13 protein-coding genes and 1 pseudogene are annotated in these 12,326 nt (G+C 74.6%); 2 read left to right on the top strand and 12 right to left on the bottom strand.

The window, feature by feature from the left end; genetic code table 11:
• From IEZ00_RS21840 to IEZ00_RS21785, 12 genes and pseudogenes are all read right to left on the bottom strand, one after another.
• A pseudogene (locus IEZ00_RS21840) lies at positions 1-374 on the bottom strand (hypothetical protein); the annotation flags it as partial.
• Positions 371-2,068 (bottom strand): acetyl-CoA carboxylase, carboxyltransferase subunit beta, encoded by a 1,698-nt coding sequence (gene accD, locus IEZ00_RS21835; protein WP_189225172.1) that lies wholly within the window; start codon positions 2,066-2,068, stop codon positions 371-373. The pseudogene IEZ00_RS21840 and the gene accD, both read right to left, overlap by 4 nt.
• Positions 2,065-2,529, bottom strand: coding sequence for an SRPBCC family protein (locus IEZ00_RS21830; protein WP_189225171.1), 465 nt, complete (start codon positions 2,527-2,529; stop codon positions 2,065-2,067). Before IEZ00_RS21830 ends, accD begins: the two co-directional genes overlap by 4 nt.
• 4 nt (positions 2,530-2,533) lie before the next feature.
• Positions 2,534-2,836 (bottom strand): acyl carrier protein, encoded by a 303-nt coding sequence (locus tag IEZ00_RS21825; protein ID WP_189225170.1) that lies wholly within the window; start codon positions 2,834-2,836, stop codon positions 2,534-2,536.
• Positions 2,833-3,726 carry a hypothetical protein gene (locus IEZ00_RS21820; RefSeq protein ID WP_189225169.1) on the bottom strand — a complete coding sequence of 298 codons (894 nt, stop codon included), beginning with the start codon at positions 3,724-3,726 and terminating at the stop codon, positions 2,833-2,835. The genes IEZ00_RS21825 and IEZ00_RS21820 overlap by 4 nt, the downstream gene beginning before the upstream one ends.
• Before the next feature lie 75 nt (positions 3,727-3,801).
• Positions 3,802-5,676 (bottom strand): AfsR/SARP family transcriptional regulator, encoded by a 1,875-nt coding sequence (locus IEZ00_RS21815; RefSeq protein WP_189225168.1) that lies wholly within the window; start codon positions 5,674-5,676, stop codon positions 3,802-3,804.
• A 312-nt stretch (positions 5,677-5,988) separates the two neighbouring features.
• On the bottom strand, positions 5,989-7,305 hold the full coding sequence (locus tag IEZ00_RS21810; RefSeq protein WP_229795973.1) for an FAD-dependent oxidoreductase: 1,317 nt from the start codon (positions 7,303-7,305) through the stop codon (positions 5,989-5,991).
• Positions 7,302-7,550, bottom strand: coding sequence for a ferredoxin family protein (locus IEZ00_RS21805; protein WP_189225167.1), 249 nt, complete (start codon positions 7,548-7,550; stop codon positions 7,302-7,304). Before IEZ00_RS21805 ends, IEZ00_RS21810 begins: the two co-directional genes overlap by 4 nt.
• 39 nt (positions 7,551-7,589) lie before the next feature.
• Positions 7,590-8,315: a hypothetical protein gene (locus IEZ00_RS21800; RefSeq protein WP_189225166.1), complete on the bottom strand. Its 726-nt coding sequence runs from the start codon at positions 8,313-8,315 to the stop codon at positions 7,590-7,592.
• Positions 8,316-8,541: 226 nt separating this feature from the next.
• Positions 8,542-8,988 carry a MarR family winged helix-turn-helix transcriptional regulator gene (locus IEZ00_RS21795; RefSeq protein ID WP_189225165.1) on the bottom strand — a complete coding sequence of 149 codons (447 nt, stop codon included), beginning with the start codon at positions 8,986-8,988 and terminating at the stop codon, positions 8,542-8,544.
• Between the two features lie 42 nt (positions 8,989-9,030).
• Complete coding sequence (locus IEZ00_RS21790; protein ID WP_189225164.1) at positions 9,031-9,357, bottom strand: antibiotic biosynthesis monooxygenase family protein; 327 nt, start codon at positions 9,355-9,357, stop codon at positions 9,031-9,033.
• A gap of 32 nt (positions 9,358-9,389) precedes the next feature.
• Positions 9,390-9,929 (bottom strand): MarR family winged helix-turn-helix transcriptional regulator, encoded by a 540-nt coding sequence (locus IEZ00_RS21785; protein WP_189225163.1) that lies wholly within the window; start codon positions 9,927-9,929, stop codon positions 9,390-9,392.
• Positions 9,930-10,010: 81 nt separating this feature from the next.
• On the opposite strand from IEZ00_RS21785, the gene IEZ00_RS21780 reads away from it, so the two are divergent.
• Both IEZ00_RS21780 and IEZ00_RS21775 read left to right on the top strand, forming a co-directional pair.
• Positions 10,011-11,396, top strand: a complete 1,386-nt coding sequence (locus IEZ00_RS21780; RefSeq protein ID WP_189225162.1) for an MFS transporter — start codon at positions 10,011-10,013, stop codon at positions 11,394-11,396.
• Entirely contained in the window at positions 11,393-12,085 is a 693-nt protein-coding gene (locus tag IEZ00_RS21775; protein WP_189225161.1) for a choice-of-anchor P family protein, read from the top strand. The genes IEZ00_RS21780 and IEZ00_RS21775 overlap by 4 nt, the downstream gene beginning before the upstream one ends.
• Positions 12,086-12,326 lie beyond the last annotated feature (241 nt).

The following is a 12,326-nucleotide window of genomic DNA, read 5'->3' as shown; positions in this document are numbered from 1 at the left end:
TGCCCGGCCGCCACCTCGTCCCCGACCGCCGCGAACGGCGCGGCTCCCGGCTGGGGGCCGCGGTAGAACGTGCCGACCAGCGGCGAGCACACCCGCACCAGACCCGCGTCCTGCTCGGCTTCCTGCCCGGGTCGCGCCGGTGGCGCGGCCGACGGCGGCGCGGCGCCGGGCACCCGCCCCCAGTCGACCTCGATCCGGGCCTCGCCGAGCGAGACGCTGATGCGCCTGGGCGGCACCGGCGCCCCGCGCGCCACTTCCGCGACCACCCTGGACAGCTCGGCGAGCACCGACGGGTCGTCCGGTGGCGCGGCGGGCGGCGGGGCGGTGACCGTCCCGGCGTCCCCGTTCGCCGATGTGCGCAGCGCGTCGATCATGCCCGTTCCCCTTCGTCGTGGGCTCGCGGGTCCTGGTCCGGCAAGCCGAACCGGCGCAGCCGCGCCATTCGCGAGCGGATCAGCTCATCGGCCGTGCGGGTGCGCAGGTCGCGCAGCGCGCACACCACCGCCCGGCGCACGTTCTCACTGGTGGCCGCCGGGTCCAGGTGCGCGCCGCCGTTCGGCTCCGGCACCACCCCGTCGGCGACGCCGCTGCGCACCAGCCACCCCACGTCGATGCGCAGCGCCTCCGCGGCGGCGTGGGCGTGCTCGGCGGAGCGCCACAGGATCGCCGCGCACCCCTCGGGGCTGATCACCGAGTAGAAGGCGTTGGCGCACACCAGCAGCCGGTCCGCCACGGCCAGCGCGAGCGCGCCCCCGCTGCCGCCCTCGCCGGTCAGCACGGTCACCACCGGCACCGGCGCGGTCGCCATCAGCCGCAGGTTCTCCGCGATGGCCGCCGCCTGACCCGACCGCTCGGCCTCGACGCCGGGGTGCGCGCCGGGGGTGTCCACGACGGTCACCACCGGCAGCCCCAGCTTGGCCGCCAACCGCACCAGCCGCGCCGCCTTGCGGAACCCCGCGGGTGAGGCCATGCCGAACCGGCGGGCCACCAGTTCCCCGGTGTCGTGCCCCTTCTGGTGGCCGATCACCACCACCGGCAGGCCGTCGAGCCTGCCGACGCCGCCGACGACCGCCGGGCAGTCGGCGCCCGCGCGGTCGCCGTGCAGCTCCACGAAGCCGTCGAGCCAGTACCCGATGTGGTCCAGCGCGGTGGGCCTGCGCCGATCGCGCGCGGTGGCCACCACGTCGTGGACGGGTGCCCGGTCCAGCAGGTCCGGGTCGCGCACCACCGGGTCGGTCACGTCCGCACCCCACGCCGGGTCGACGGGTCCGGTCGCGGCGAGCAGCGCGCCCAGCGTGGCGCGCAGCTCGCCGCGGGGGCACACGACGTCCACCAAGCCGTGCTCCAGCAGGAATTCCGCGGTCTGGAACCCCTCCGGCAACCGCTGGCGGATGGTCTGCTCGACCACCCTGGGGCCGGCGAAGCCCATCCGCGCGCCCGGCTCGACCAGCACGACGTCGGCGAGCGCGGCGAAGGACGCGGCCACGCCGCCGTAGGTCGGGTCGGTGGCCAGCGTGATCGTGAGCAGCCCGGCGCGGTCGAGGCGGGCCATCGCCGCGCTGGTCCTGGCCATCTGCATCAGCGACAGCACCCCCTCCTGCATGCGCGCCCCGCCGGAGGCGGTGACCAGCAGCAGGGGTACCCGGTCGGCCAGCGCCGCCTCCGCGGCGGTGACGACCGCCTCGCCCTCGGCGACGCCGAGGCTGCCGCCGAGGAAGGCGAAGTCCATCACCGCGGCGACCACCGCGTGCCCCTCGACGCGGCCGCGCAGCACGCGCACGGCGGCGTTCGCGCCGGTCCGCTCCCGCGCTCGGGCCAACCGCTCGGCAAACGGTTTCCGGTCGACGAACCCCAGCGGGTCGTCCGGAGTGGACCGCACCGGCACGGCGGTGGTGCTGCCTTCGTCGAACAGCTGCGCGATGCGCTGCCCGGCGTCCAGCCGCTCGTGCGCGCCGCACTCCCTGCACACCCGCAGCGAGCGCAGGTGCCGCTTGCGGTAGAGCAGGCCGCGGCAGCGCGGGCAGACCAGCCAGTCGCCTTCGGGCGCGGCGAGCAGCCCGCTGCTCATCGCGGGCGCGCGGCGCCCGCCGCCGCTTCCACCTTCCCCTTGATCAGGCGCAGCTGCTCGGGGCTGTTGGCGTCCAGCCGCCGCGCCATGGCCGCGTCGTCCAGCGGCGCGCCCGGCTTCATCTCGAAGTCCTGCACCCAGCGCAGCAGCACCCCGCCGCTGTCCGGCAGGTACTCCCAGAAGATCGACATGTACTTGAACGGACCGGTCTCCACGCGGTGCGCCCGCACCGTGCGGGTGGCGGCGTCCGGGGTGCGCTCGGACACCCAGGACCACACCCGGCCCTGCTCGTCGGGGTGCATCACCAGCCGGAACCGGACGGTGTCGCCGCGCCGCTCCAGCACCTCGGCGGAGGCGTACTCGTCGAACAGCCCCGGCCACGCCTCGACGTCGTTGGTCATGTCCCAGACCAGCTCCATCGGCGCGGCGATGACGATGGAGTTCTCGGTGTGCCCCGCCACGCCCTCACCCCCTGCCCTCGGCCAGCCGGGCGTTGATCAGCTGCACCGCCAGCGCGGGGGTGCGCAGCTCCACGACGACCTCCTCGGGCAGCGGCACGCCGTACTCGCGCTTGACGTGGCCCGCCAGCTCCAGCACGGCCAGCGAGTCGTAGCCCAGGTCGTCGAACTCGACGTCGGCGATGTCGCCGTCCAGGTCGACGCCCTCCTCGACACCGACGCTGACGCGCATGATCCGGCGCAGGTCGTCCAGGGTGAACGCGCGCGGCACGGCCTCGTCGGGAGGGGTGCCGGGTGTTGTGGTGGTCATGCGGTCGAGGGTGGCAGCGGGCCGTGGGAGGGTCGTCCAGTCGCGTTCGAGCCGTCCTCGAGCAACCCTCTGGTGGCTGGAGCGCGCACGGCCAGCAGCAGGCGCTGCGTCCCGACCAGCGCGAACTCCAGCTCCACCGGGGCGGCGCCGACGCGGGCCAGCCGCCGGGAGCGGGCGGCCAGCTCGGTGACCTCGACCAGCGCCAGCACCGGCGCGGCCACCAGCCCTGGGGGCACCCGGACGCTGTGGGTGCCCCCGGAGGCGGCCACCGTCGCGGTGTACTTGTCGGCGATGGCGCACCCCTCCAGGTGCAGCGGCTCGCCCGCGAAGGAGAACCGGTCGAAGTGCAGGGGCGTGCCCAGCGGCTCGGCCAGGCCCCAGCACAGCCGCACGTCCACCCGGTGGCGCGCCTCCACCAGCACCAGCGCCGTGGCCGCCGCGGGTCGGAAGTGCTGCACGGCGAGCACGAGCCGCTGGCGTGCCGCGTCGCCCGCGCCCCTTCGGCGGGCCGCGGCGGTGATCTCGGCGACCGCCTCGGTCAGCCCGGCCGGGTCGATGTTGTTCCACACCGGCTCGACGACCTGGTCCGGCCGGTCCGGCCGGACCAGCCAGCTGCGGATGGACACCGGGCACCCGGTGAGCGCACCCCACCGCGTGGCGGGCACGGCACCGGGCCCCCACGGCGGTCCGCCCGACGTGCCGACCGGGACGCTGAGCACCACGGTCTCCGGGACGGGTGTGCGTCCCGCGGCGGCGGCCAGCACCGCCACCTGGTTCCCCACCAGCTTCTGGTCCAGGCACCGCGGGTCGTCCAACCCCAGCCGCAGCACCCCCTGCTCGGGCGGGCGCCACCGTGCGCCCAGCCCTCGGGCGCGGTGCGCCGGTCGCATCGCTCCACCCCCTCCGCCCGCGACTGCCGGACACCGGGTTCCTGCCGGTCGGGGCGGCGCCGACCGGGTCACCGGTCAGATCGCGACCGCGCGCCGCAGCACGCCGCGATCCTCCACGTTCAGCGCGAGGTTCGGACCGAAGACCGGCGACCCGGCTTCCGCGTCCGCCTCCAGCAGGTCGACGACCCGGCGGATCACCGGGTGGCACCGGTAGCGGAACGCGCCGTGCGCCGGTGCCTCCGACGGCTGCTCCACCTCCAGCAGGCCGAACTCCACCAGCTCGTCCAGCAGCGCCTCGGCGTCGGCCTCGCCCAGGCGGATGGCCGCCGCCAGGTCGCCGGGCACGATCCGGCCGTCGACCAGGGACACCCAGCGCAGCGCGACCCTGGCCGCCGCGGGCAGCAGCTCGGTGGTCCGCGCGACGCTGGCCAGCAGGTCCAGCTCCGGCGGGCCGGGTTCCAGCAGCAGTTGCGGCGCGGCGCCCACCCGGTGCACCAGCCTGCGCACCGACCAGTGCGGTCTCAGCTCCAGCCACCACAGGGCCGCGCGCAGCGCCAGCGGCAGCCCGCCGCACATCGTGACCAGCTGGACGGCCGCGTCGGCCTCGGCGGCGACCCGCCGCCTGCCCAGGACGCTGACCATCAGCTCCAGCGCCTCCATCGCGTCCAGCGGGGCCAGCCGGACCGTGCGCATGATCGACGGGTCGGTGAGCCGCCGCCGGGCCACCACCAGCGCCGCGCAGCCGAGGCCGATCGGCAGCAGCGGGCGCAGCTGGTCGTCGGAGACCACGTCGTCGAGCACCACGAGCACCCGCTGGTCGGCCGTCCAGCTCCGGAACGCCCGCACCCGCTCCTGCACCGACGCGGTCGCGGGCACGGCTCGGCCGCAGGAGGACAGGAAGTCGCCGAGGACGTCGACGGGATCGGCGGGTCTGCCCGCCGGGGTGACCAGCCGGGCGTAGAGCTGGCCGTCCGGGAACTCCGCCCTGAGCTGGTGCGCCAGGCGCACGGCCAGCACGGACTTGCCCACGCCCGGCGGGCCGACCACGACCGCGACGCCGGGCGCGCGGCGGCCGGGCGCGGTCAGCGCCGCGCACAGCGCGGACACCTGCGCCTCGCGGCCCACCAGCACCGGCGAGGCGGGGGGCAGCTGGCAGGGCAGTTCCGGCGGTTTCTCCACGTGCGCGGCCGGACGGGCGCGTGGCGCGGTGGCCTCGGGCGCGGCCAGGTCCAGCGCCGGGTCGCCGGTCATGATGGCGTGGTGCAGCCTGCGCAGCTCCGGGCACGGCTCGACGGCCAGCTCGGCCCGCAGCACGGCGCGGGCGTCCTGGTAGACCTGGAGCGCTTCGGATCGCCTGCCCGCCCGGTACAGCGCCAGCATCAGCTTGCTCTGGTACCCCTCGTTGGTGGCCTGCTCGGCCAGTGCCGCCCGCAGCTCGCCGATCACCTCGTGGTGCCTGCCCAGCTGGAGTTCGATGTCGAACCGCTGCTCCCGCACGCTGCGGGCGAACTCGGCCAGACCCACCGCCTCGGCCTGCAGGACCGGGCCGAACCGGATGTCGGCCAGCACCGGACCGCGCCACAGCCGCAGCGCGTCCCGCAACGTCGTGGCGGCGGCCTCCAGCGAACCCCGCTCGGCCTCCGCCCGGCCGCGTTCGACCAGCGCGCGGAACTGGTCGACGTCGAGCGAACCGGCGGGCAGTTCGAGCAGGTACCCGCCGCGGGTGGTGTGCAGCGCGACCTCGCGACCCGCTTCGCCCGCGCTCGCCCCGGTCAACCGCAGCGAGCGGCGCAACTGGTAGACGTAGGTCTGCAGGGTGGTCGTCGCGGTGAGCGGCGGCCGGTCCTCCCACAGCTCGTCGACTATCTGGTCGGTGCGCACCACACCGGCGTTGAGCGCGAGCAGCGCCAGCAGCTGGCGGAGCTTCGGCGCGGTCGGCGTGATATCCACACCTCCCCTGGACACGTGGAACGTACCGAGAACTCGAACGTGCACCGGACACCCCCAAACGCCTTCGGCGACGGACGGCGCACCGGGCGCGTCAGCAGAAACGCGATCACCGTGGTGCGCCGCAGGCTCGCGAGATCATCCTCCGCGAAACATTCCTCCCCCCGGCGCAGCGCGGAACACTTCGCGATCGGGTCATCATGTTTTATTCGGGGGCGCATTTCAAGCAGGTTGGACCGTTCGGACGCAACAGCGGCGACACCGGTCGGATGGCCCGGATAATGCGTTGTCAATGCATTTCACACAATGATCCGCTCACCCGCGCGGGCCACCGGGGCGAGTGGCCAGCGCCAGCATCGCGGGCAGGTCGGCGAGCTTGGCCACCGCGCGGCCCTGCCGCGCGCCGAGCCGTTCCTCCTCCCGCTCGATGCGCCGCCAGCCCTCCCAGGTCACGACGGGAACCCCGCGCCGGGACAGCAGCGCCGTGACCGAACCGGGGTCGCGGTCGGGCGCCCGCCGCAGACCGGGCAGGTCGGCCAGCAGCGACGCGGCGGTTTCCCCCGCGTCGGCCTTGTTGGTGCCGATGACACCGGTGGCGCCCCGCTTGAGCCAGCCCGCGACGTACACGCCGGGCAGCACGCCGCGCTCGGGGTCCACGACGCGGCCCGCCACGTGCGGCACGGTGCCCGAGTCCCGGTCGAACGGCAGCCCCGGCAGGGGGACGGCGCCGTAGCCGACCGCGTGCAGCACGCCCTGCACCGGCAGCAGCTCCTCCCGCTCACCGCGCACCACCAGGCCGGACACCCGGTCCGGGCCGAGCAGTCGGACCGGGCGGCGCCGGAAGCGCAGCCACACCCGGCGGTCCCGCCCCCCCGGCGCCCGCCGCGCCCACTCGCACAGGATGTCCACGTTCGCGCGGTCGGCGCGGGAGCCGTCCGCCGCCTCGGCCAGCGCGCCCGCCACGTCCTCGGCCGCCACCAGCACGTCGACCCCCGGCAGCTCGCCGAGTTCGCGCAGCTCGGCGGGGGTGAACCTGACCTGCGCGGGACCACGCCGGGCGACCAGGTGCACGTCGGTGACCGCGCTCGCGCGCAACGCCGCGAGCACGTGGTCGGGCAGGTCCGTCCCGGCCAGCGACGCGGGGTCCTTGACCAGCAGCCGGACCACGTCGAGCGCGACGTTGCCCGCGCCGATCACGGCCACCCGCCGCGACGCGAGCAGCGGCGACAGGTCCGGCGCGTCGGGGTGGCCGCTGTACCAGGACACGAAGTCGCCCGCGGGCGCGCTGCCGGGCAGGTCCTCGCCCTCGATCCCGGCCATGCGGCCCACCGGCGCCCCGGTCGCGTACACCACGGCGTCGTAGTGCCGGGCCAGGTCCGCGGGGGTCAGGTCGACGCCGACCTCGACGTTGCCGAGGAACCGCACACCGGGCGAGGAGAACGGCCGGGACAGCACGCCCGCGACCGACTTGATCTTCGGATGGTCCGGTGCGACCCCGTATCTGACCAGGCCGAACGGGGTCGGCAACCGCTCGGCGACGTCCACCTCGACCTCGGCCGCCGCCAAGGCGGTCGCCGCGTACAGCCCGGCCGGGCCCGCGCCCACCACGAGGACCCTGGCCGCACCGGTCACGGGGTGCCCCCGTCGTCGAAGAACGCGCGCGCCGCCTCGATCGCACCGCGCTCGCCCGCGGGCACCTCCTGCTCGGCGAAGATGGCGTCGACCGGGCACACGGGCTCGCACGCGCCGCAGTCGATGCACTCCACGGGGTCGATCAGCATCTGCTCGCCCCCGTCGTGGATGCAGTCCACCGGGCACACGTCGACGCAGGACTTGTCCTTCGTGCCGACGCACGGGCTGGTCACGACATAGGTCATCGCTGACTCCTGGGCTCTTTGTCGGGGGTGGGCGGTCGGTCAGCCCGCGGACTCGGCGCCGGAGCCGACCGGGGCGGTGCGGCCCGCCGCCTCGGCGGCCAGCTCCCGCCGGACCCGGCGCAGCCGTCGCGACCGGTAGACGCTGAAACCGACGCCCGTGCAGAAGGTGAGCAGCGGGTAGTCCATCCCGCTGAGGTACTCCACCACCGGGATCGCCATCGCGGCCACGAACAGCCAGGTGCCCTGGCTCTGCTCGACCCGCTTGACCGCGGCCCGCTCCTGCCTGGTCTCGGGCGCGCCGCGCCTGCCCCACGGCTTGGCGATGGACAGCCAGACCATGAGCAGCAGCGTGCCCAGCGTCCACCCGGTGCCCAGGTACAGCGGCGCGGGCGACCAGTCGTGCCCCGCGCGCAGGGCTTCGATCGAGCCCTCCAGCCAGCGGCCGAGGAAGATGCTGCCCAGCAGGATCGCGATCAGGGTGAGCCAGAACTTCACGGTGACCCACCAGTGCCGGAAGAACCCCCACGGCGTGAGCGCGGACAGCATGACCCCGGTGTAGGCCGCGGTGATCCCGAACGGGTCGAGGATGCCGTCCTCCAACTTCAACGCCGTCTCCAGCAGCAGTAACCGGTCATCCGGCGGCCCGTTCAGCACGCTGGTCAGCAGGGTCAGCTGGACCACGGCCATCGCGATCCACCCGACCGACGAGATCACGTGCAACCAGAGCAGCAGGGATTTGGCCTGCTTGGCGGAGAAATTACTCATGCGGGTTAGCTTGTCGACCTTCCGCGGCGCACACAACAGGCGCTTACCCGGAGACCCCCCGGAAACAACCCCTAAGGGTTGGTGAAACAAATGCGAAACATTCGCGGATGGGCATGCGAAAAGGCCGGACCGAGTCCGGCTGAATACTTAGCGCAGCTCATTTCTCAGTTCCGGAGAACAATTCCTCCGAACACCTGTTGCACGCGCACGGACCGCGGCGGCGCGGTCAGCTGCGGCGCAGCGCGCGGAGCAGGATGGCGCGCAGCGCCTCCCGGTCGGCCGGGGACAGCTCGCCCACGGCGGGGACGTTGCGCGCCAGCGCGCCGCGCAGCCGCCCCTGGAGCGCGGCACCCTCCTCGGTGAGCACGACCAACCGCACCCGCCGGTCCGCGGACAGCGTCCGCCGGTCCACCAACCCCTTGGCGCGCAGGCCCTCCACGATTCCGGTCATGTTCGAGGCGTCGTAGCGCGTCCGGGCGGCCAGCTCGCGCATGGAGGCCGAGCCCTCGATCCGCAGCAGGGTGCGGGCCTGGGCCATCGACACGCCCATCTCGGCGCTGACCGCCACGAACCGGTCCTTGAGGTGCTCGGTCAGCTCCAGCAGCAGGCCGACGGTCTCCACCACCGGGTCGACGCGGCCGCCGTCGGCCACGGGGAAGGCTCCGCCGGTCATGCGAACAGGCTAACCGGGTCGTCGCGGGCCCGACCCGGCCGGTCACGAGCCCCCGCCGACGGCGGCCCTGACCTCGTCGCCATCCCTGGCCACCTCGTAGACCCGCCGCTCCAGCACCCGCCAGTACGGGCGCATGGGCGTCGTCGTCTCCCGGTGCACCGGGGCGTTCTCCCAGTCGAGGAACCGCTGCGCGCTCTCCCACCAGCTCAGCAGGATGTAGCGGTCCGGCTGCTCGTGGTCGCGCAACAGTTCGTCCCCCAGGTGGCCGTCCACGCCCGCGACCTGCCTGGTCACCTGCGCGTAAGCGCGTTCGAAGTCCTCCGCGTGCTCAGGTGCCACCAGCGCCGTCACCATCACCCTCGCCGTCATGGCGGGGACCGTCCCACGATTACTGGTACTAGTCAACCATCATTAGCATTCGCAATCGGCACGTCCGCTCTGGCCGCCGCGGGGACGGCACTGGTCAGCAGGTCGTGCAGCGCGGCCCGTTGTGCGGCGTCCAGCCCCGCGAACAACCGGTCGTGCGCCCGCGCCACCAGTCGGTCACCGTGCGCCAACACCCGCTCGCCCGCTTCGGTCAGCCGAAGCGCGTACCGGCGGCGGTCGCCCCGATCCCGCTCCCGCGTGATGAACCCGGCCTCCTCGGCCGCGTCGGCGATGCCCATCAACGTGGTCCGGTCGACCCGCAGGACCTCGGAGACCACCTGCTGCGACACGGGTTGCCGCTCGCCGACCACGACGAGCAGCGCGTGCGAGCGCGGGGTGAGCCCGGCCTCGGCGAGCTCGCGGGACAGCAGCACCCAGCCGCGCTGGGCGAGGCGGGACATCAGGTACATCGACCACCGGGTCAGGCCCTCGGGCAGCGGGGGGCCGCTCTCGTACAGGTCCGCCTCGGCGTCCGCGCCGCCGCGGCGGCGATCTGGTCCGATCACGTTCTCCATCCGGCCATTTTCCCTCATACTGCGAGATGTGCAGCGATACTGACGAAACAGTGGCCGATCCCCGGAGGCGCGACCGTGGCGATGTCGGAGTGGAAACCGCTGGTCCCGCTGTGCGCGGGGGCGGCGATGCTGCTGCTCGACGTGACCGTGGTGAACGTCGCGCTGCCGAGTGCGGCCGCCGAACTGCGGGCCGGGTTCACCGAACTGCAGTGGACCGTCGACGTCTACGTGCTCGCGCTGGCCGCCCTCCTGCTGGGCGCGGGCTCGGCGGCCGACCGGTTCGGCAGGCGGCGGACCTACGTGGTCGGCCTGGCCGCGTTCGGCGCGGCGTCCCTGGCCTGCGGCCTGTCGCCCGCGCCGGGGGCGCTGATCGCGGCGCGGGCCGTGCAGGGCGTGGCCGCGGCGTGCCTGTTCGCCACCGCGCCCGCCCTGCTCGACCAGACCTACCGGGGACGGGCGCGGGGCTTCGCGTTCGGCGTGTGGGGCGGCGTGAGCGCCGCCGCGGCCGCCGCCGGACCGGTCGTGGGCGGCGTGCTCACGCACTACCTGGGCTGGCGGTGGATCTTCCTGGTCAACGTGCCGGTCAGCGCCGCCGCCCTGGTGCTCGCCCTGCGCCTGTTCCCCCGCTCGGCCCGCGATCCCCGGCGGCGGCTGGACCTGCTCGGCACCGGCGCGTTCGCGGTGAGCGCGGGCGCGCTGGTGTACCTGCTGATCCGGGGCGGCGCGGTCGGCTGGACCTCCACCGCCGCCCTCGTCCTGCTCGCGGTGTGCCTGCTCGCGCTGGTCGTGTTCGCCCTCGTCGAGCGGCGTCGGGCGTTCCCCGTGCTGGAGCCCGCCCTGCTGCGCCGCAAGCCGTTCCTCGGCGCGAGCGTCGCGGCGGTCGCGCTCACCGTGTCCGCCTACTCGTACCTGCTGTACGTCTCACTGCGGTTGCAGACCCACGACGGCCTCTCCGCGCTGCAGACCGGTCTGGTGCTGGCCCCGCTGGGCGTGACCGCGATGATCTCGGCGCTGCTGAGGGGCCGCTCCCCCGACCACCCGCCGCCGCGCGTGCCGATCGCGCTGGGCCTGCTGCTGATCGCCGCGGGCGCGCTGGTGATGCTGGTCGCGGGCACGTCGTGGCCCTCGGTGCTGGTCGGGACGGCGGTGACGGGCACGGGCACCGGCCTGGTGAGCCCCGTGCTGGCGGCCACCGCCATCGGCGCGGTCCCCGGCGACCGGGCGGGCATGGCCTCGGCCGTCAACGCGGCGTGCCGCCAGTTGGGCACCGCCGTGGGCATCGCCCTGTTCGGCGCGGTCTACGCCCGCCACGGCCTGCCCGTGCTGTACGCGATCAGCGCCGCCGTCGGCATCACCGGCGCGGCGGTGGTGTGGCCGCTGCTGCGCACCGCGCGGCCCGGCCGCCCGCGCACCCACCCGATTCACCCGACAGGGCCCCGTGCCCCGGAGTCGAGGAGCAGACCATGACCGACCAACCCCGATCAGCCCGCCGCCGAGGGTGGCGCGCGCTGTCCGCACCGGCCCTGTGCGCGGTGCTGGCGTTGACCGCCCCCGGCGCCGCGAGCGCCGAGCGGTTACCCCGCGCGGGCAACTTCGTGTGCCAGGCCAACATCCTCCGCCTGGCGGATCAGGTCTGGACCCAGGCCAACCCCGCGGCGAGCCCGTGCGCCGACGACTTCGAGGCCTCGGACCGCCAGGACGTCAGCTTCCTGGGCGTCTACCGCTTCCGCAGCAGCGTCATCGACGTCCGCACCGACCAGCTCCCGGACGTGCTGGGCAGCACCCCGCCCGCGGCGGGCGACATGGCCAGCTCGTCCGCGAGGCTGGCGTCCATGCGCCTGACCGGCCCCGACCTCCTCGTCGAGTTCGGCGCGGTCCACGCGGACGCGGTGGCGACCTGCGTCGCCAGCGGCGGCGCGCTGACCCCGTCCTACACCGCCCGGTCGACCGTGGCCACCCTCAGGATCAACGGGACCGAGGTGGTGGACCTGACCGGCCCGCGCACCATCCCCCTGAACGTGGGCAAGCTCCTGCTGAACCACACCGTCACCACGGCCAGCGGCATCACGAGGAGGGCGGCGGTCTGGGACACGCCCCTGTTCGACCTCATCATGGGCGAGGCGAGGGTGAGCACCAGCGGCAACCCGTGCGGCTGATGCCCGCCTGACCACCCGGTTCGGGGTGTCGGTGAGCGGATCGTGGCGATCCGCTCACCGACACCCCGCATCCCACGCGCCGCCGGTCGTGACGAGCCGGGCGATCAGCTCGTGGTCGCGGTGGTCCGGGTGGATGATCAGCGCGTGCGTGCCCGGACCGGTCTCCACCGGCGGCAGCGGGTGCGCCGCGCGCGGAGGCGCCAGGTCGTCGGCCGTCGCCGCCTGCGAACCTTGACGTCGC

This window comes from Saccharothrix coeruleofusca, assembly GCF_014648515.1.
Lineage (GTDB): Bacteria > Actinomycetota > Actinomycetes > Mycobacteriales > Pseudonocardiaceae > Actinosynnema > Actinosynnema coeruleofuscum.
The sequence above is the reverse complement of the archived record's forward strand: the minus strand, read 5'-3'. Positions and strand labels throughout refer to the sequence as shown.